We start from the raw sequence: 17612 nt of genomic DNA on the forward strand, positions 1-17612 counted from the left end.
CGTCTTCCTCAGGCCGCGACGCGGTTGATCGCCGAGACGAGGCGCTCGGGGTCGAAGGGCTTCACGATCCAGCCGGTCGCGCCGGCGCGGCGGGCGCGGTCCTTCTTGGCGGGGTCGGACTCGGTGGTGAGCACGATGATCGGGATGGCGCGGCGCGTGCCGTCGGCCCGCACCGCCTCGATGAACTCCAGGCCGTTCATGCGCGGCATGTTGATGTCGGTGATGATGACGTCGGGCTCGGAGGCACCGAGCACCTCGAGGCCGTGCACGCCGTCCTCGGCCTGGATCACCGTGAAGCCCGCCTTGTCGAGCGCCGAGCGGAGCAGTTCGCGCATGGTGCGCGAGTCGTCGATGGTGAGGATCGTCTTCGTCATCACGCGGCGTCCAGCTGGAAGGGGTCGGCGATCCCGAACAGGGCGAGATCGCGGCGGAAGGCGTCGGAGGCTCCCTGGAGCCGGATCGGCACGCGGTCGGCGGCATAGGTGCGGCCGGCCGACAGGAGGAGCTGGAGGCACTGGCCGCCGAGGCGCTTCACCTCGCCCGCCTCGACCCGGAGCGGCGTGCCGCGATGGGCAAGGAGCGCCGCGTGGAGGGGGGCGGCGGCGGTGATGTCGAGAACCGGCGCGAGAACCAGGACCGCCTCGTCCCCGGAGGCGGCTTCCCCGACCGCCGCTACGGGCGGTGCTTCGAGGAGGGGAAGGGTCTCGGCCTTATCCTCGGCCTCAGGGTCGGACTCCTGCGCGGTTTCGGCCTCGTCCGACGCGGCGGCCTCGAACGAGGCCATCATGGCGAGGATTTCGGGCGGAAGCGTCAGCTCGGGCAGATCGTCGGTGCGGCTCGTATCGGACATCAGAACTCCTCCCATCCGAGATCGTCGGTGGCCGGCGCGGGGGCGGCCAGGGCCGCCGCTGCGCCGCCGGCAGACGCGGCGACGGCGACCGGCATCGGCACGGCGGGCGCACGCGGCGCGGGCGCGGCCGGGACGCGCGCCACCTGGGGCGCGGCGTGCATCACGGCCGAGACCTGTCGCAAGTTCGCCACGGAGCGGTCGGTGTCGCTCACCTGGAAGCTTGCAAGAAGCCGGCAAAGCTCTTCCGTCTCGGTGCGCAGCGAAAGCGTGGCGGCCGTGGTTTCCTCGACCATCGCGGCATTCTGCTGGGTGACGCGGTCCATCTTGTTGACGGCGTCGTTGACCTCGGCGATGCCGGTGGACTGCTCGCGCGCCGAGCCCGCGATCTCCTGCACCAGGGCATCGACCTGGGTGACCTGGGCGGCGATGCGCGTCAGCACCTCGCCCGAGCGGCTGACGAGGTCCACGCCGTCGCCCACATGGGCCGACGAGGCGCCGATCAGCGACTTGATCTCCTTGGCGGCCTCGGACGAACGCTGGGCGAGCGCGCGCACTTCCAGCGCCACCACCGCGAAGCCGCGACCGGCATCGCCCGCGCGCGCCGCCTCGACGCCCGCGTTCAGCGCCAGGAGGTTGGTCTGGAAGGCGATCTCGTCGATCACGCCGATGATGCGCGCGATCTGCTGCGACGACTTCTGGATGGCGTTCATGGCGGCCACCGCCTCGCGCATCACCTCGCCCGAGCGCTCCGTGTCGAGGCGGGCGGCGGCGACCGAGGAGGCGACCGAGGCGGCGTTCTCGGCCGAGTGCTTGACGGTCGCGGTGATCTCGTCGAGCGCGGTCGCGGTCTTGTCGAGCGAGGCGGCCTGCTGCTCGGTGCGGCGCGACAGGTCGTCGGCGGCCTGGCCGATCTCGTTGGTGCCGTTGGTGATCGAGGCGACCGAGGCGGTCACGTGGGCAACCGTGTCGTGGATATGGGTCGCGGCGGCGTTGAAGGCGGCCGGAATGGCGCTGAAGCGCTCGGGCAGGGCGGCCTCGATGCGGCAGGTCAGGTCGCCCGCCGCCAGGCGGCGAAGGGCACCTTCCAGCGTCTCGGCGACCAGTGCCTCGTCGCCCGCGCGCGTCCGGCTGACGGCCTCCGCGCAGCGCGCGGCCTCGGCTTCGGTCTCGCTCCGGCGGACCGCGTCCGCCTCGCCGGCGGCGATGCGGGCTTTCAGCTGCACGATCGCCTCGGCGGCGTCCGCCATGACCAGCGTCTCGCTTCGCGCGGCGTCGAGGCCGCCGGCATCCGCCAGGCGGCGCGCGGCGCGCCGGACCGGCGCGATCGCCGTCCGCTGGACGAGAAGGGCCAGAAGCCCGAAGGCGGCGAGCGGCACGAAGAGACTCGCCAGGAGCCAGGCCTGGGCCGAGGACTGGGCGCTCGCCCGCTCCTCGCTTGCCGTGCGCAGCGCGGCGGCGGCCTCGTTCGAGATCGCCTCCAGGAGCGGAGCCGCCGTTTCCATGCGCTCGGTGCCGTCCGCCGAGGCGTTCGACAGGATGGTCTCGAGCCGGTTGACGCGCGCCAGATCCGTGGCGTCCGGGCTGCCGGCGCGCAGCGTCTCGATCTCGCCGCCCGCCGAGCCGCCTTCCCAAAGGTGAAGCGAAAGGCCGCGCGCCGCGTCGAGCCGCGCGGCGAGCGCCGCCTCGGCGCCGGCCGCCTCGCCCGCGCGCCCCGCCCCGCCATAGGCGAGGAGACCCGTCAGGATGCTGGCGCCGCCGGCCAGGGCTACCGCCAGCAGGAGCTGGCGCGACATGGTCAGGGACTTCAACATGCAGGCTCCGATCGGATGGCGGCGGGACGGTCGGCGGCCGGCTCGGGCCGATCGCGTCGACGATAAGGGTTACCCCTCGAACCGATAAAATTCGGTTGAGATTGTAACCGTTATTCTGAGTAGTCCGCCGGATGGACTTGTTAGCCTTCGATTCAGCATAGAAGAAACGGCCCGAAGCTCTTCGCGCTTCGCGTGGCGTCTCCACAGTCCGCGTCCCGCGCGCGTGGGAGTCCCTCTTGGGAGGTTGCGTCATGGCCGACCGACAGAATTCGCGGCGGCCGTTTCTCCGAAGGACGGACGTCACAACTTTCCCGGCCGCTTAACCGGCGCGCAATTACTTGGCCGCATAGTCGGGCATCACGCTCCCCTCGTAGTCCGGAACGAGCCGATGTCCTCTTCCCCCGTGCTGACGCTCCATGGCGCCCACGACCTGTCGACGGCGGTCGCGACGCACGCCGCGATGCTGGAGGCTTCGGCCGCCGGTTCGCTGCGCCTCGACCTTTCCGGCGTCGAGAGCGCCGATGTCAGCTTCGTGCAGCTGGTGCTTGCGCTGCGAGCCGGCCTCGAGGCGCGCGGCGACGCGCTGGAATGCCTCGCCTCGCCGGCGGTGGCGGAGGCCTTCTCGCGCTGCGGCGCGAGCCTCCCCGCGAACTGACCCTCATCCTCCCTCTCCCGTTTCTTGAAGGCCGATCCCCGTGACGAAGTCCGTTCTTTGCGTCGATGACTCCGCCAGCGTGCGGCAGATGGTGTCGTTCACCCTGGAAAGCGCCGGCTACGCGCCCGACACGGCCGTGGACGGCGCCGACGCCATCACCAAGCTGGAGCAGAACAAGTACCAGCTCATCATCACCGACCTGAACATGCCCAACCTCGACGGCATCGGCATGATCCGGAAGGTCCGCCAGATGCCCCAGCATGCGGGCCTGCCGATCGTGATGCTGACCACCGAGTCCGACGAGGCCAAGAAGATGGAGGGCAAGGCGGCCGGCGCGACCGGCTGGATCGTCAAGCCGTTCGACCAGACCAAGCTGGTGGCGGTCGTCAACAAGCTGATCGGAGCCTGACACCCATGGGCGGCGGCGACATGCTCGAGGTCTTCCTCAACGAGGCGCGGGACCTTCTGGAACAGCTCGAGGCGGCGCTGCTCGACCTCGAGACGCGGCCGACCGACCGCGAGCTGATCAACACCACGTTCCGCGCCCTTCACACGTTGAAGGGCTCGGGCGGCATGTTCGGCCCGCCGGCCATGGCGGCCTTCGCCCACGAGCTGGAGAACGCCTTCGAGAAGGTGCGCCAGGACAAGGTGCCGGTGACCCCGCGCCTCGTCTCGCTGCTTCTCCAGTCGGCCGACCAGATCCGCAAGCTCCTGTTCGAGCCGGGCGACCATTCCGAGGCGAGCCGGCGGCTGGCCGCCGCCCTCAACGAGGAGGTCGGGACGGCCGCGCCCGCCGTCGCCGCGCCGGCCGCCATGCCCGTCGCGACCGCTTCCGCCCCCGCCGGGGACGCCAAGCGCTGGCGCATCCGCCTGCGCCTGGAGCCGAACGCCCTCCAGTTCGGCACCAACCCGGTGGCGCTGTTCGACGAGCTGCGCGATCTCGGCACGCTCGCCGTCACCGCCGACCTGTCGCGCCTGCCGCCGCTCGTCGAGCTCGCCCCGACCGAGCTTCACCTCGGTTGGGAGATGGTGCTGGAGACGGCCGCGGCCCGTTCGCAGATCGAGGACGTCTTCATCTTCGTGGACGGTCCCGACGCCGTCCTGATCGAGGCGCTCGACGCCGCGCCCGCCGCGGTCTCCCCGTCCGCCGAAGTCGCCCCGCCGGCGGCCGCCGCCGCGCCTCTGCCCCAGGCAGCCGCGCCCGCGCCCAAGGGCGAGGAGGCGCGCGGCGAGGCGCGCACCGAGGCGCACGTGCGGGTGTCGGCGAGCCGCCTCGACCTCCTGCTCGACCAGGTCGGCGAGCTCGTGATCGCCCAGGCGCGCCTGACGGCGCTCGCCCGCAACCGCCGCGATCCCGTCCTGTCGACCGTCTCGGAAGAGATCGAGCGCCTGTCGGCGGACCTGCGCGACTCGGCCATGGGCATGCGCATGGTGCCGATCGAGACGCTGTTCGGCCGCTACCGCCGCGTCGTGCGCGACATCTCCTCGGATCTGGGCAAGGAGATCGATCTCGTCTTCACGGGCGAGGAAACCGAGCTCGACAAGACCGTTCTCGACCGCCTCGGCGATCCGATGGTCCACATCATCCGCAACTCGCTCGACCACGGCATCGAGTCGGCCGAGCGGCGGCTCGCCGCCGGCAAGCCGGCGCGCGGCCACCTGCGCCTCGGCGCCCGCCAGGCCGGCACCGAGGTCGTGATCACGATCGAGGACGACGGCGCGGGTCTCAACCGCGCGCGCATCCTGGAAAAGGCGCAGGCCGCCGGCGTCGTGCCCGAGGGCGTCACCCCGCCCGACCGCGAGATCGACGAGCTGATCTTCCACCCCGGCCTGTCCACGGCCGCGACCGTCTCGAACCTGTCGGGGCGCGGCGTCGGCATGGACGTCGTGCGCCGCACGATCACCGAGCTCCACGGCTCGATCGAGATCGACACGCGGCCGGGCGAGGGGACGCGCTTCCTTCTGCGCCTGCCGCTGACCCTTGCCATCGTCGACGGTCTGCAGGTCTCTGTCGGCGAGACGCAGTGCATCCTGCCGCTCACCAGCGTCGAGGAATGCGTCGAGCTGTCGGCGGTGGAATCGCGCGCCTCCAACGGGCGCAACTTCGTGGACATTCGCGGCACGCTCGTGCCGCTCCTGTGGATGCACGAGGTGTTCAACGAGGGTGAGCGCGGCGGCGTGGTGGTGGTCGTGGAAAGCGACACCGGCAAGCTCGGCGTCGTGGTCAACCAGGTGGTCGGCCAGCACCAGACGGTGATCAAGCCGGTCTCGCCGCTCCACGCCGGAACGCCGGGCCTGGCGGGCGCGACGATCCTGGGCGACGGCACGGTGGCCCTGATCCTCGACGTCAACCCGCTCGCCCGCCACGCCGTGCGCCAGCGCGCCGACGCCGTCGCGGCCTGAAGAGGAGAAGACCCATGTCCGCCGCCGCCCTTCACGCCGCTCCCCCCGCCGCCGCCGCGCAGGCTCAGTCCGTCGCCCGCGACTACCTGACGGTCGCGCTCGGCCAGGACCTCTTCGCGATCCCCGTGTCGCTGGTCCACGAGGTGCTCGACCCCACCCCGGTGACGCGTGTTCCCAACGCGCCGGTCTATGCGCCGGGCCTCGTCAACGTGCGCGGCAACGTCCTGCCGATGCTCGACCTTCGCGCCCGCTTCGGCCTGGAGCCGACCCCCGACACCGCTTCGACGCGCCTGATCGTGTCGGAAGTGGCGATCGAGGGCGGCGACCCGTTCGAGGTCGCCATCAAGACCGACGCCGTGTTCGCCGTGGTTCCGGTGCGCGACGAGGAGATCGCGGCCGTGCCCGAATACGGCTCGCGCTGGCCGAGCCGCTTTCTGGCGGGCGTCGTGCGCGACGAGGGGCGGTTCGTCCTGCTTCTCGACGTCGCCCGTCTCGTCGAGACCCACTGAACCGCTGTCCGCCCCTTCCTCTTCCGGGACCTTTGATCCATGAGCCAGCCCTTCCGGTCCGCCTTCGGCGAAAGCGAGACTGAGAGCGAGAGCGCCGAGATGCTCACCTTCCAGCTGGGCTCGGGCGCCTTCGCGGTGAACGTGCGCCAGGTGCGCGAGGTGCTCGACCACAAGCCGATCCAGCCGCTCGCCAACGCCCCCGCCAGCCTGCTGGGCATGATCGACGTGCGCGGCGCGGGCGTGCCGGTGGTGGATCTCAAGCGCAAGCTGCGCATGCCCGAAAGCGAGACGCGCCCCGTCACCGGCGACACGCGCATCGTGGTGCTCGAGTTCGAGGCCGGCGGCGAGACGCAGACCATCGCCGTGATCGCCGACGCCGTGCACGAGGTCGTGGACCTCGCCGACCAGGTGGTCGAGACGCCGCCCCATGTCGGCGAGGCCTGGGACACGACCTTCATGCAGGGGCTCGGCCGGCGCAACGAGAGCTTCCTGACGCTGCTTCGCGCCGACCATCTCTTCTCCGCCGGCGAGGGCGTCGTCCTCGAGCGGGCCGCGTGAGGACCCGATGGCCGCGCTCCGCAAGCCCAACCCCGAGGGCGCCGAGGTCATCCCGGCCTGGACGCGCGTCCAGCTAGGCGACGCCACCTTCGCCACGCTCGTGCGCATGGTGCGCGAGAGCTGCGGCGTCGCCATGTCGGACTTCAAGAAGACCATGCTGGAGACGCGGCTGCGCCGCCGCCTCCAGGCGACCGGCCTCGAGACCTTCGAGGACTACGTCGCCCTCCTCCAGAAGCCCGACGGCTGGCGGCAGGAGGGGCAGAACTTCGTCGACGCGGTGGTCACCAACGAGACCTCCTTCTTCCGCGAGCGCGCCCATTTCGACCACTTCACCCCGGCCGAGATCCAGCGCCTCCTGGCCAACGGCGACGGGCGCGGCCTTCATGTCTGGAGCGCGGCCGCCTCGTCGGGCCAGGAGGCCTACACGATGGCCATGGTGCTCGACAGCCTGTCGGAGGGCGCCACGCGCTTCGACTGGTCGGTGCTGGCCACCGACATCTCGGTGAAGGTGCTGCGCATGGCGCGCGAGGCGGTCTACCGCGCGGAAGACGTCGCGCCCGTGCCGCCAGCCCTTCTCGACCGCTATGTCCTGCGCTCGCGCGACGAGGCGAGCGGCACGGTGCGCATCGCGCCCGAGCTGCGCCAGCGGGTTCATTTCGGCCAGCTCAACCTGATGCATGCCGAGTACAAGCCCAAGCGGACGATGGACGTCATCTTCTGCCGCAACGTGCTCATCTACTTCGAGCCCGCCGTCCAGGAGCAGGTCGTCTCCAAGCTGGCGCGCCACGTGCGCCCCGGCGGTCTCCTGATCCTCGGCCATTCCGACTCGCTGCGCACCAAGTCGCTGCCGCTGCGCCTCGTCGGCAACAACATCTACGAACGCCTGGGAGACAGATGATGAGCGCCATCCGCGTCCTGATCGTGGACGACTCGGCCAGCGTGCGGCAGGTGCTCACCGAGATCGTCTCGGCCGAGCCCGGCATGGAGGTGATGGGCACCGCGTCCAACCCCTACTTCGCCGCCGAGCGGCTGCGCGAGGAAGTGCCCGACGTCATCATCTGCGACATCGAGATGCCCCGCATGGACGGCATCACCTTCGTCCAGAAGCTGATGAGCCAGCGCCCGATCCCGGTCGTGATCTGCTCCTCGCTCGCCGAGGCCGGCTCGGCCATGGCGCTGCAGGCGCTGGAGGCCGGCGCGGTGGAGATCATCGCCAAGCCCAAGATGGGCACGCCCCAGTTCCTCATGGAATCGCGCACCCGCATCACCGACGCCGTGCGCGCGGCGTCCCAGGCCAAGCCGCGCCAGCGCCGCGCTCCGGCGAGCCAAGGCGTCCAGCCCAAGCTCACCGCCGACGCGGTCCTGCCGCCGGCCACCGGTCGCCCGATCGACCGCACCACCGACAAGGTGGTGGTCGTTGGGGCCTCCACCGGCGGCACCGAGGCGCTGCGCCATCTCCTCGAGCCGCTTCCCGTCGACTGCCCTGGCATCGCCGTCGTGCAGCACATGCCGGCCGGCTTCACCTCCGCCTTCGCCAAGCGCCTCGACTCGCTCTGCCGCATCGAGGTGCGCGAGGCCGTGACCGGCGACCGCCTGATGCCGGGCCTCGCCCTGATCGCGCCGGGCAACCACCACCTTCTGCTGCAGCGCTCGGGCGCGCAGTACCATGTCGAGGTGCGCGAGGGCCCGCTCGTCTCGCGCCATCGCCCCTCGGTGGACGTCCTGTTCCGCTCCGCCGCCCGCTCGGCCGGCGCCAACGCGCTCGGCATCATCATGACGGGCATGGGCGACGACGGCGCCAAGGGCATGCTGGAGCTGCGCCAGACCGGCGCGCGCACGGTCGGCCAGGACGAGGCGTCCTGCATCGTCTACGGCATGCCCAAGGAGGCCATGAAGGCCGGCGCGGTGCAGGAGGAGATGCCGCTCGGCAAGCTCTCGGCCGAGATCGTCCGCTTCAGCCACGACCATTCCCCGCGCGTCCAGGCGCGCGCCTCGCAGAGCCGGTAACCGCGCCATGACCACCGACACGCTCCTGTCACCCGAGGCCCTTCAGCCGCTGTCGCGCGCGCTGGAGCGCATCCACCAGTGGAACGTCTCCTCGGAGACCGTCTATCTCGGCGCCGGCGAGGACCTCCAGACCCTCCACCGCCGCATCGGCACGGTGCGCGACGGCATCCGCCGCACCACCGAGACCGTGTCCTCGGCCGACGGCGACCGCGTCGAGGCGCTCCTGGCCGGCGCGGCCGAGGCGGCGACCGACCTCGAGGCCGCCGCGCGCGAGCGCACGCGCCTCCTGCGCACGCTCTCCGACGGCGTGACGCTGAGCGCCGGCGGCTCGGCCGCCGTCGCGCTCGTCTTCCGGCTGCTCGACTACGTGGTGCTCGTGGCGCGCACCCATGTCGAGGGCATGAGCGAGGGGCGCGACGTGCTCGTGCCCTTCACCGAGCACGTCCACGAGCTCGTCAGCTCCGGCCAGGCCGTCGCCGGCAGCCTCGACGAGCGGGTACGCGTGCTGCGCGGCCACATCGAGGAGAGCCGGGCGATCGACAACCGCGTCGGCGCGCGCGCGGCGATCGGCGAGCCGAGCCTCGCCTTCCAGTTCAAGGGCCTGATCCGTCGCCTCGCCATGGAGCGCGACACCTTGGCCGACACCCGCCAGGAGGCGCACCGCTCCTTCTCCACGATCCGCGACGCGGTGGGCGGCCTCGTCATGGGCCTCCAGTTCCACGACATCGCCCGCCAGCGCCTGGAGCACACGCTCGGCAACCTCGAGCGCTTCCTGCTTCTGGCCGCCGAGGGCAAGCTCGCCCACGACGCGCCGGCGCTGGCGCCGAAAGCGCGCAACCTTGCGGTGCGCCGCATCGCCGAGCTCGAGATCGCCCAGCTCCAGAGCCTCGCCTCGCTCTACGAGACGCGCATGGGCGAGCTGCACGGCAACCTCACCGTGATCGAGGACGAGCTTCTGGCCTCGGACCGCCTTCTCGCCTCGCTGTTCCGCGAGGGCGCGAGTGGCGAGGGCCGCTCCGCCATGGCGGTGCTGGAAAGCGAGACGAGCCGCCTGCGCCAGCGCTTCCAGCGCGGTGAGAACGACCGCCGCCAGCTCGACGAATCCCTGCGCGAATGCGTCGAGGCGGCCGACCCCTTGATCGCCATGACCGACGAGCTCGGCGCGCTGGAGCACACGCTGCGCCTGGCCGGCTTCAACGCCGCCGTGCGCGCCGCCCATGTCGACTCCGGCGACGAGACGATCGGCTACATCGCCCGCGAGATCCGCGAGCAGGCCACCGCCGCCAAGGTGCAGGCCGACACGGTGCGTGAGGGCATCGAGGCCTCGGTCGGCGCCACGCGCGAGCTGGAGGCGAGCGTCCTGCCGGCGATCCGCCGCGCCGAAAACGCGATCAGCACGCAGTTCGAGGAGGCGACCGCGCTTCTGGCCCGCATCGAGAGCGACTGCCAGAGCGAGATGCGCGCCGCCTCGGGTCAGGCCGAGGGCCTGAGCGGCCGGGTGCGCACCATCTCCACGCTGATGACGCCCCATGTAGAGGGCTGCGCCCTGATGCGCGAGGCGGTGGCGCTTCTGGAAGCCATGCTGCGCGGCCTGCCCGACGAGACCGCGAGCCTGGAGGACGCGCGCGATCTCCACGGGCTGCTCGCCGGCCAGTACACGATGGCCGAGGAGCGCCAGATCTTCGAGGCCTCGTTCCGGGGCCAGCTGGGCGCGGCACCCGCCGCGCCGGTCGCCGCCGCCGCTGCGGACGACATCGACGACCTCCTGTTCTAAGGCGTTCCCTCCCGGACCGACCTTGGCGGGCCGCCCCTTCGGGCGGCCCGTTCGCGTTTCGGGGCGTCAGCCGAAGATCGCGCGCTCGCGCTCCACCAGCTCGGCGATGAAGTCGGCCACCGCCCGGATGCGGGCGACGCCGCGCGTGTCCTCGTGCGTCACCAGCCAGTAGGCGCGCCGCACCTCGTGCGCGGGCAGGACCGGCACGAGCTCGGGGCGCTCGGCCGCCATGAAGCGGTGCAGGATGCCGATGCCCCAGCCCGCCGCGACCGCCTCGCGCTGGCCGAGCGCCGAGGAGATCTCGAAGCGGCTCGGCCAGCGGTCGGCGAGCTCGCGCCCGTAGTGGAGGCGCGGGCTGTAGAGAAGGTCGTCGACATGGCCGATCAGCGGATGCGCCGAGAGATCCGAAAGGCTCGCGGGCGCCGCGGCGCGCTCCAGATAGGTCCGCGCGGCGTAGAGGCCGAGCGCGTAGTCGGTGAGCTTGCGCGCGACGAGCCGTCCCTCCTGCGGGCGCTCCACCGTCACCGCGATGTCGGCCTCGCGGCGCGAGATCGAGAACGCGCGCGGCACCGGCACGAGCTGCAGCGTGATCGCGGGGTGCCGCTCGGCGAACGCTCCGAGGCGGCTGGCCAGGAAGCTCGTGCCGAACCCGTCCGGCGCGCCGATCCGCACCGTGCCCGACAGGGCGACGTCCTTGGCCCCCACCAGCGCGCCGGCCTCCAGCACCTCGCGCTCCATGCGCTCGGCGATGGCCAGGAGCCGCGTCCCTTCCGCGGTCGGCTCGCAGCCCGCCGGGCGCCGCGTGAAGAGCCGGGCGCCGAGCGCCTCCTCCAGCGCATCGAGCCGCCGCCCGACGGTCGCGTGGTTGAGGCCCAGGCGCCGCGCCGCGCCCAGGATCTGCCCGGCGCGTGCCACCGCAAGAAAGATCCGCAGGTCGTCCCAGTTCATCCCGTGGCTCCCGTGACACGAATTTTCGCACAACGGATGCGCGGTGATGTTGCTTGATTTCAAGTGCGAGGGCGGGCCAAGTCGCCGGAAACAGCGGGAGACTTCGCCATGAACGAGATCGGTCACTTCATCGACGGCGCGCGCGTCGCGGGCACCTCGGGCCGCACGGCCGACGTCTTCAACCCGGCGACCGGCCAGGTGACGGCGCGCCTCGCGCTCGCGAGCGCGGCCGAGCTCGACCGCGCGGTCGCCGCGGCGCATGCCGCGCAGGTCGGCTGGGCCGCGACCAACCCGCAGCGCCGCGCCCGCGTCTTCATGCGCTTCGTGCAGCTTCTCAACGAGAACATGCAGGAACTCGCCGAGCTTCTGTCGTCTGAGCACGGCAAGACGGTCGAGGACTCCAAGGGCGACATCGTGCGCGGGCTCGAGGTCTGCGAGTTCGTGATCGGCATCCCGCATCTCGCCAAGGGCGAGTTCACGGAAGGCGCGGGTCCGGGCATCGACATGTACTCGATCCGCCAGCCGGTGGGCGTCGGGGCGGGCATCACGCCGTTCAACTTCCCCGCCATGATCCCGATGTGGATGTTCGCCCCCGCCATCGCCTGCGGCAACTCCTTCATCCTGAAGCCCTCGGAGCGCGACCCGAGCGTCCCCATGCGCCTCGCCGAGCTGATGATCGAGGCGGGCCTGCCCAAGGGCGTGCTTCAGGTCGTCAACGGCGACAAGGACGCCGTCGACGGCATCTTGGCGCATCCCGGCATCTCGGCCGTCTCCTTCGTCGGCTCGACGCCGATCGCCGCGCACGTCTATGCGCAGGCGACGGCGAACGGCAAGCGCGCCCAGTGCTTCGGCGGCGCCAAGAACCACATGATCATCATGCCCGACGCCGACCTCGACCAGGCGGCGGACGCGCTGATCGGCGCGGGCTACGGCTCGGCCGGCGAGCGCTGCATGGCGATCTCGGTGGCGGTGCCCGTGGGCGAGTCGACCGCCGACGCGCTCATGGAGAAGCTCGTTCCCAAGGTCGAGGCGCTGCGCATCGGCCCCTACACCGACAAGGACGCCGACTACGGTCCGGTGGTCACGAAGGCGAGCCAGGAGAAGATCCTTCGCCTGGTCGAGAAGGGCGTGGCGGAAGGCGCCGAGCTCAAGGTCGACGGCCGCTCCTTCCGCATGCAAGGCTACGAGGACGGCTTCTTCGTCGGCTCGTGCCTGTTCGACCGCGTGACGCCGGACATGGACATCTACAAGGAGGAGATCTTCGGCCCGGTCCTTTCCGTGGTGCGCGCCAAGGACTACGAGGAGGCGCTCTCGCTGCCGATGCGGCACGAGTACGGCAACGGCGTCGCGATCTACACGCGCGACGGCGATGCGGCGCGCGACTTCACGAGCCGCGTGAATGTGGGCATGGTCGGCGTCAACGTGCCGATTCCGACCCCGCTCGCCTACCACTCCTTCGGCGGCTGGAAGCGCTCCTCCTTCGGCGACCTCAACCAGCACGGGCCGGACTCGATCCGGTTCTGGACGCGGACGAAGACCGTCACCAGCCGCTGGCCGAGCGGCATCAAGTCGGGCGCCGAGTTCTCGATGCCCGTGATGCGCTGAGCCTCGCGATCATCCGTGCGAAAGGGCCGCCCCGCCGGGCGGCCCTTTTTCGTCGGGGCTTGTGCTTTCTCTCGCCAGCGGCTCAAGGACGGGTCGCCCCGCCACCTCCGTCCTATCCGGCCCGCCCATGCCCTCGCTTCTCGCCTTCGCGCTCGCGCCTGTCTTCGCGGTGATCGCGCTCGGCTTCGCGGCGGGGCGCATCGGCTGGGTCGACAACCGGCACAGCGCGATCCTCGGCGCCTTCGTCGCGCAGTTCGCGCTGCCCGTGTCGCTGTTTCTGGCCGTCGTCTCGGTGCCGCGCGGGCAGCTCGCGGCCGAGTTCCTGCCCGCCTTCGCCTATGGCGTGGCGCTGCTGGGAGGCTTTGCGGCGGCGCTCGCCTTCGCGCGGCGCCGGGGGCTGGCGCCAGTTCCCGCCGCGCTCTTCATCCTCACCACCGCCATGCCGAACTTCGGGGGCATCGGGCTCGGCCTCATCCAGTCGCTCCAGGGCGGCTCGGGCGCCGTGTCGATCGCGGTGGCGAACCTCATCGGCACGCTCACCGTCATGGTCTGGTGCTTCACGCAGCTGGAGCGCGCCCGAGGTTCGGGCGACACCCGGCGCGCGCTGCGCGGCGCGCTCCTGAAGCCGATGACCGTCCTGCCGACGATCGGGTTCGTGCTGGCCTTTCTCGGCGTGCCCTTCCCGGCGCTCGCCGAGGCGGCGCTGCGCCCGCTCGCGCAGGCGACCGGTGGCGCCGGCCTGTTCCTGACCGGCGTGATCCTGTCGACGCAGGTGCTGCGCCCGACGCGGGTCGCCTTCACGGGCGCGCTGATCTCGGTCGCGCTGCAGCCGGCGCTGGCCTTTCTCGTTGCGCTTGCGATCGGGCTCGAGGGCGCGGTCGCCGTGCGCGCCGTCGTCGCCATGGCGGTACCGACGGGCTTCGTCGGCACGATCCTCTCCTCGGTCTACCGCGAGGGCACCGCCGAGAGCGGGGGAACGCTGGTCGCCGCCTCGCTGCTCTCGGCCCTGTCGCTGCCCTTCTGGATCGCGCTGGCAACGCTCGTCTTCGGCGCCTAAGCCCCGTCGTCGGTGCGGATCGTGAGGTCGGCCGGGCGCGAGCGCGCCAGCACGAGGCGCATGTTGGGCAGGTCGTTACCCTCCATCTTCTCGATCAGCATCTCGGGCGTGTAGTCGTAGGCGAGCCAGCGGCGCGTCAGGCGCTCCACCAGCACCTCCTCGCGCGCCTCGGCCATGACGGCGAGGTCGAACAGGGGGCCAAGGTCGCGCCAGCCCGGCTCGTCGAGAAGCAGGTAGTTGCCCTCGGTGAGGATGATGCGCGCCTCCGGCTCGATGATCCGCGCGCCCGCCCGCGCGATCTCGATGTCCCGGTCGAAGACCGGCACCGCCACCGCGCGGCCCTCGTCGCGGCGCAGCCGCTCCAGCATGGCGCGGTAGCCGTCGAGGTCGAACGTATGGGGCGCGCCCTTGCGCGGGCGGTCGCCGCGCGGCACCAGCACGCGGTCGTCGAGATGAAAGCCGTCCATCGGCAGGACGGCCGAGACGCCGGGCCGCCGCGCCTCCAGCCGGGCGTGAAGGCTTTCCGTCAGCGTCGACTTGCCGGAACCCGGCGAGCCGGCGATCGCGACCACGCGACGCCCCGCCGTTTCCTCCGACAGAAGGGCGTCGGCGAGCCCCGCCAGCGTGACGTTCTCGGCCATGTCAGCCCCGGTCGGCCTGGAGCGAGGCGGCCTCGATCGCGGCCACCGCCGCTGCTTCGTCGTTGTCGGACGTGTCGCCCGTGATGCCCACCGCGCCGACGACGCGGCCCTCGGACCGGATCAGGACGCCGCCCGGCACGGGAACGAGCGAGCCCTCGCACAGCGCGTTCATCGCCTGGATGAAGTGGGGCTGCTCCTGCGCCCGCTTGTCGAGGGCGCGCGAGCCCATGCCGAGCTGCACGGCGCCGAAGGCCTTGCCGATCGCGATGCGCGGGCGCAGCGGCGAGGCGCCGTCCTCGCGCTCTAGCGCCAGGAGGTCGCCGGCCGCGTCGAGCACGGCGACGGTGAGCGGCTTGAGGTTCATCTCGCGCCCCTTGGCACGCGCGGCGGCGACGATCTGGCGGGCGGTGTCGAGCGAGAGGGTCATGAGCCGGCTCCTTGAAATGGCTATCGCCAGCCGATTAGCGCGCCGGCCGCCCCATCGTCATCAGGAAAAGCGACGGGCCGCGTCGAGCCCGAGCCCGAGCCCGACCGAGCCGAAGGCGTCGGAGCGGGCGATGCGCGCCTCGGGGAAGGGACGGGCGGCGGCCGCCGCCACCGCCGGCACCTGCGCGCCGCCGCCCGTCAGGATCACCGTGTCGATGGCGTCGGCCGCAAGGCCCGCCGTCTCCAGCGCGTCGTGGATGGCGCGGTCGATGCGCTCGACGAGCTCGCGCGTCACCTGCTCGAATCCCTCGCGGCTCGCCTCCGTCGCGATCTCGAGGCCCGGCTCGGCGAGGACGATCGGCGCGCTGTCCTTGTCGGTCAGCGCGATCTTCGCGCGCTCGGCCGCGCCCGCCAGCCGATGGCCCGAGCGGTGGGCTAGGACGTGCTCCAGGCGGCGCAGCTTCTCGGGCTCGGCCGCTTCCTTCACGAGACCGCGCACGTCGGCGAGGTTCTTGGGCGTGTAGAGCGTGTTGACCCGGTGCCACGTGGCGAGGTCGTTGAAGTACCAGACCGGCATCAGGCGCTTGCCGTCGGCCGTGAACGTGTTGAGCCCCAGCAGCGGCTGGATCCGCGCGATGTTGAGAAGTCGGTCGAAGTCGGTGCCGCCCACGTGGACGCCGCCGGTCGAAAGAATGTCGTCGGCGCGGTCCAGCCGCCGGGCGCGCTCGGGACCGAGGCGCAGGATCGACACGTCCGACGTGCCGCCGCCCACATCCACCACCAGCGCAAGGCTCTCGGCGTTCAGGCCCCGCTCGAAGAACAGCGCGGCGGCCACCGGCTCGAACTGGAACTCGATGTGGCGGAACCCTTGTGCGCGCGCGGCGGCCTCGAGCTGCCCCTGGGCGGCGCGGTCCGCCTCGTCGTCCTCGTCCACGAAGCGCACGGGGCGGCCGAGCACGACATGGTCGGCCTCGGCCCCGCTTTCCTCCAGCTTGCCGCGCAGATGCGCGAGGAAGCGGCCGATCACGCTCTCGAAGCTCAGGCGCTCGCGCCCGACCTGCGTCGTCTCGCGCATCAGCGACGTGCCGAGGATGCTCTTGACCGCGCGCATGAAGCGCCCCTCCGCCCCGTCCACGTATTCGTGGACCGCCTTGCGCCCGAAATAGGTCTCGCCGTCCTCCAGGCTGAAGAACAGGGCGGTCGGGATGGTGCGGTTGTCGCCCTCGAGCGGGAGCAGCCGCGGCTCGCCGCCATCGTGGCTCGCCAGGGCCAGCGTCGAGTTGGTGGTGCCGAAATCGAGGCCGGCGAACTGGGTGGACATGCGGGCACCTTCGCGAAAAAGCGGTCGGCGGCCCGCCGCGCCGATGCGAGGCTGGAGAAGGCGGGAAACCGGCCGGAGGGGCGGTCCCTATAGCGGGCGCTCCCCCATCGGGCAAGGCGACGGCGGGGTCTTCACGGGCCGCGCCCGTGCAAAAGGGGCCGCCGCGTCAGGCCGGCGCGGCGAGCAAGCAGGCATCGCGCGCGGGCGCCGGCACGAAGGCGCTCGTGGGACAGCGCGGGCGCCGCGCGAGGGTAGGGAGGCGTGGCGGCGGGGGGGCCGGCATGGCCTCGGGCCAGCCGATGCGATGGGCGTCCGCCCAGATTCCGATGGTCGAGGCGACGGCATCGAAGAGATGGCGCGGCGGCGCGGGATGGATCAGGCGCGCCGGCACCGGGACCCCGCCCGGAAAGGAGGGAGCGCGCTCGTCGGCGTCGACATGGCGCGCGGCGGCCACGACGAAGCGGCGCGTCATGCCGGCGGGCAGCGCCGTGGTGAAGGCCCGCCAGACCCCCTCCGGCACGCGCACCCGCGGCCGGGGCGGAAGGGCGTCGCCCAGCGTGACGAAGGGTGCGTCGGGCCGGTCGGCCGGGACGACGATCTCGTAGCCGCAGTCCTCGCGCACGATGTCGGCGAGCCGTCGTCCGGTCAGCCGCTCCAGGCGCCGGAGCTCGGGTCCCAGCGCGTTGCCGAGCTGGGCCAAGCGATAGGTCGGCAGGCCATGGGCGGCGCGCTCGCGCATGATCCGGCCGATCTCCCGAGCGATCCACGCCGACAGGCGGGAGGCATCGCCATCGGAGGCCCCTTCGGCGATCGTAAGTGTACCCATGCATCCGCGCGAGTCTAACGGTGTCATCGGCTCGTCATAACTGTTGTGTCTCGGCAACAGGCATATTGCACGTTTGCCACGCCCCCTCACTACACATTGTGTGTGAAAGTTCTACGAGCGATGTTGAGCACCGAAAGCGACGGGGGACACCGGTGCTTTCATCGGGCGGGCGATCAAAAGCCGACCAATGCCCGGCCTTTGAAAAGGACTGGAGAGAAACG

At 71.6% G+C, this 17612-nt stretch carries 18 protein-coding genes; 10 read left to right on the forward strand and 8 right to left on the reverse strand.

Annotation, left to right across the window (positions count from 1 at the left end):
- Nucleotides 1-8: 8 nt before the first annotated feature.
- The 3 genes from AUL35_RS13835 to AUL35_RS13845 are packed head-to-tail and all read right to left on the reverse strand — an operon-like array spanning nt 9 to nt 2661.
- Entirely contained in the window at nt 9-374 is a 366-nt protein-coding gene (locus AUL35_RS13835) for a response regulator (RefSeq protein ID WP_062015737.1), read from the reverse strand.
- Nucleotides 374-850, reverse strand: coding sequence for an STAS domain-containing protein (locus AUL35_RS21665; RefSeq protein WP_202814277.1), 477 nt, complete (start codon nt 848-850; stop codon nt 374-376). Before AUL35_RS21665 ends, AUL35_RS13835 begins: the two co-directional genes overlap by 1 nt.
- Entirely contained in the window at nt 850-2661 is a 1812-nt protein-coding gene (locus tag AUL35_RS13845; protein WP_062015739.1) for a methyl-accepting chemotaxis protein, read from the reverse strand. Before AUL35_RS13845 ends, AUL35_RS21665 begins: the two co-directional genes overlap by 1 nt.
- Before the next feature lie 388 nt (nt 2662-3049).
- On the opposite strand from AUL35_RS13845, the gene AUL35_RS13850 reads away from it, so the two are divergent.
- Genes AUL35_RS13850 through AUL35_RS13885 form a run of 8 tightly spaced genes read left to right on the forward strand, consistent with a single transcriptional unit; the run spans nt 3050 to nt 10567 of the window.
- Nucleotides 3050-3316, forward strand: coding sequence for an STAS domain-containing protein (locus AUL35_RS13850; RefSeq protein WP_062015741.1), 267 nt, complete (start codon nt 3050-3052; stop codon nt 3314-3316).
- Nucleotides 3317-3356: 40 nt separating this feature from the next.
- Complete coding sequence (locus AUL35_RS13855) at nt 3357-3725, forward strand: response regulator (RefSeq protein WP_062015743.1); 369 nt, start codon at nt 3357-3359, stop codon at nt 3723-3725.
- Nucleotides 3726-3745: 20 nt separating this feature from the next.
- A complete protein-coding gene (locus tag AUL35_RS13860) occupies nt 3746-5719 on the forward strand; it encodes a chemotaxis protein CheA (protein ID WP_306304375.1) in 1974 nt (657 codons plus the stop codon).
- Nucleotides 5720-5733: 14 nt separating this feature from the next.
- Entirely contained in the window at nt 5734-6228 is a 495-nt protein-coding gene (locus tag AUL35_RS13865; protein WP_062015746.1) for a chemotaxis protein CheW, read from the forward strand.
- Nucleotides 6229-6267: 39 nt separating this feature from the next.
- Nucleotides 6268-6786, forward strand: a complete 519-nt coding sequence (locus AUL35_RS13870) for a chemotaxis protein CheW (protein ID WP_062015748.1) — start codon at nt 6268-6270, stop codon at nt 6784-6786.
- 7 nt (nt 6787-6793) lie between these two features.
- A complete protein-coding gene (locus tag AUL35_RS13875; protein WP_062015750.1) occupies nt 6794-7684 on the forward strand; it encodes a protein-glutamate O-methyltransferase CheR in 891 nt (296 codons plus the stop codon).
- Entirely contained in the window at nt 7681-8793 is a 1113-nt protein-coding gene (locus AUL35_RS13880; protein WP_062015751.1) for a chemotaxis response regulator protein-glutamate methylesterase, read from the forward strand. The genes AUL35_RS13875 and AUL35_RS13880 overlap by 4 nt, the downstream gene beginning before the upstream one ends.
- Nucleotides 8794-8800: 7 nt before the next feature.
- Nucleotides 8801-10567: a hypothetical protein gene (locus AUL35_RS13885; protein WP_062015753.1), complete on the forward strand. Its 1767-nt coding sequence runs from the start codon at nt 8801-8803 to the stop codon at nt 10565-10567.
- A 66-nt stretch (nt 10568-10633) separates the two neighbouring features.
- Here AUL35_RS13885 and AUL35_RS13890 read toward each other — a convergent pair whose 3' ends face one another.
- Nucleotides 10634-11515, reverse strand: coding sequence for a LysR family transcriptional regulator (locus AUL35_RS13890; protein ID WP_062015755.1), 882 nt, complete (start codon nt 11513-11515; stop codon nt 10634-10636).
- Between the two features lie 108 nt (nt 11516-11623).
- On the opposite strand from AUL35_RS13890, the gene AUL35_RS13895 reads away from it, so the two are divergent.
- Both AUL35_RS13895 and AUL35_RS13900 read left to right on the forward strand, forming a co-directional pair.
- A complete protein-coding gene (locus tag AUL35_RS13895; protein ID WP_062015757.1) occupies nt 11624-13120 on the forward strand; it encodes a CoA-acylating methylmalonate-semialdehyde dehydrogenase in 1497 nt (498 codons plus the stop codon).
- A gap of 127 nt (nt 13121-13247) precedes the next feature.
- Complete coding sequence (locus AUL35_RS13900; protein ID WP_062015759.1) at nt 13248-14177, forward strand: AEC family transporter; 930 nt, start codon at nt 13248-13250, stop codon at nt 14175-14177.
- Here the strand turns inward: AUL35_RS13900 and AUL35_RS13905 are convergent.
- The 4 genes from AUL35_RS13905 to AUL35_RS13920 all read right to left on the reverse strand — a co-directional run bounded on the left by AUL35_RS13905 (nt 14174) and on the right by AUL35_RS13920 (nt 17391).
- Entirely contained in the window at nt 14174-14818 is a 645-nt protein-coding gene (locus AUL35_RS13905; protein ID WP_062015761.1) for a nucleoside triphosphate hydrolase, read from the reverse strand. The two genes, AUL35_RS13900 and AUL35_RS13905, sit on opposite strands and share 4 nt — an antisense overlap.
- A 1-nt stretch (nt 14819) precedes the next feature.
- Nucleotides 14820-15245 carry a heme-binding protein gene (locus tag AUL35_RS13910; protein WP_062015763.1) on the reverse strand — a complete coding sequence of 142 codons (426 nt, stop codon included), beginning with the start codon at nt 15243-15245 and terminating at the stop codon, nt 14820-14822.
- A 60-nt stretch (nt 15246-15305) separates the two neighbouring features.
- Nucleotides 15306-16565 (reverse strand): Hsp70 family protein, encoded by a 1260-nt coding sequence (locus tag AUL35_RS13915; protein WP_062015765.1) that lies wholly within the window; start codon nt 16563-16565, stop codon nt 15306-15308.
- A 166-nt stretch (nt 16566-16731) separates the two neighbouring features.
- Entirely contained in the window at nt 16732-17391 is a 660-nt protein-coding gene (locus tag AUL35_RS13920; RefSeq protein WP_062015766.1) for a hypothetical protein, read from the reverse strand.
- Between the last annotated feature and the right edge of the window lie 221 nt (nt 17392-17612).

The organism is Aureimonas sp. AU4 (assembly GCF_001463765.1).
Classification (GTDB): domain Bacteria; phylum Pseudomonadota; class Alphaproteobacteria; order Rhizobiales; family Rhizobiaceae; genus Aureimonas.

What these genes read in the sequence shown, in the direction of transcription:
- AUL35_RS13835 (WP_062015737.1), bottom strand. Translation starts at nt 374, where the DNA reads ATGACGAAGACGATCCTCACCATCGACGACTCGCGCACCATGCGCGAA.
- AUL35_RS21665 (WP_202814277.1), bottom strand. Translation starts at nt 850, where the DNA reads ATGTCCGATACGAGCCGCACCGACGATCTGCCCGAGCTGACGCTTCCG.
- AUL35_RS13845 (WP_062015739.1), bottom strand. Translation starts at nt 2,661, where the DNA reads ATGTTGAAGTCCCTGACCATGTCGCGCCAGCTCCTGCTGGCGGTAGCC.
- AUL35_RS13850 (WP_062015741.1), top strand. Translation starts at nt 3,050, where the DNA reads ATGTCCTCTTCCCCCGTGCTGACGCTCCATGGCGCCCACGACCTGTCG.
- AUL35_RS13860 (WP_306304375.1), top strand. Translation starts at nt 3,746, where the DNA reads ATGCTCGAGGTCTTCCTCAACGAGGCGCGGGACCTTCTGGAACAGCTC.
- AUL35_RS13865 (WP_062015746.1), top strand. Translation starts at nt 5,734, where the DNA reads ATGTCCGCCGCCGCCCTTCACGCCGCTCCCCCCGCCGCCGCCGCGCAG.
- AUL35_RS13870 (WP_062015748.1), top strand. Translation starts at nt 6,268, where the DNA reads ATGAGCCAGCCCTTCCGGTCCGCCTTCGGCGAAAGCGAGACTGAGAGC.
- AUL35_RS13875 (WP_062015750.1), top strand. Translation starts at nt 6,794, where the DNA reads ATGGCCGCGCTCCGCAAGCCCAACCCCGAGGGCGCCGAGGTCATCCCG.
- AUL35_RS13880 (WP_062015751.1), top strand. Translation starts at nt 7,681, where the DNA reads ATGATGAGCGCCATCCGCGTCCTGATCGTGGACGACTCGGCCAGCGTG.
- AUL35_RS13885 (WP_062015753.1), top strand. Translation starts at nt 8,801, where the DNA reads ATGACCACCGACACGCTCCTGTCACCCGAGGCCCTTCAGCCGCTGTCG.
- AUL35_RS13890 (WP_062015755.1), bottom strand. Translation starts at nt 11,515, where the DNA reads ATGAACTGGGACGACCTGCGGATCTTTCTTGCGGTGGCACGCGCCGGG.
- AUL35_RS13895 (WP_062015757.1), top strand. Translation starts at nt 11,624, where the DNA reads ATGAACGAGATCGGTCACTTCATCGACGGCGCGCGCGTCGCGGGCACC.
- AUL35_RS13900 (WP_062015759.1), top strand. Translation starts at nt 13,248, where the DNA reads ATGCCCTCGCTTCTCGCCTTCGCGCTCGCGCCTGTCTTCGCGGTGATC.
- AUL35_RS13905 (WP_062015761.1), bottom strand. Translation starts at nt 14,818, where the DNA reads ATGGCCGAGAACGTCACGCTGGCGGGGCTCGCCGACGCCCTTCTGTCG.
- AUL35_RS13910 (WP_062015763.1), bottom strand. Translation starts at nt 15,245, where the DNA reads ATGACCCTCTCGCTCGACACCGCCCGCCAGATCGTCGCCGCCGCGCGT.
- AUL35_RS13915 (WP_062015765.1), bottom strand. Translation starts at nt 16,565, where the DNA reads ATGTCCACCCAGTTCGCCGGCCTCGATTTCGGCACCACCAACTCGACG.
- AUL35_RS13920 (WP_062015766.1), bottom strand. Translation starts at nt 17,391, where the DNA reads ATGGGTACACTTACGATCGCCGAAGGGGCCTCCGATGGCGATGCCTCC.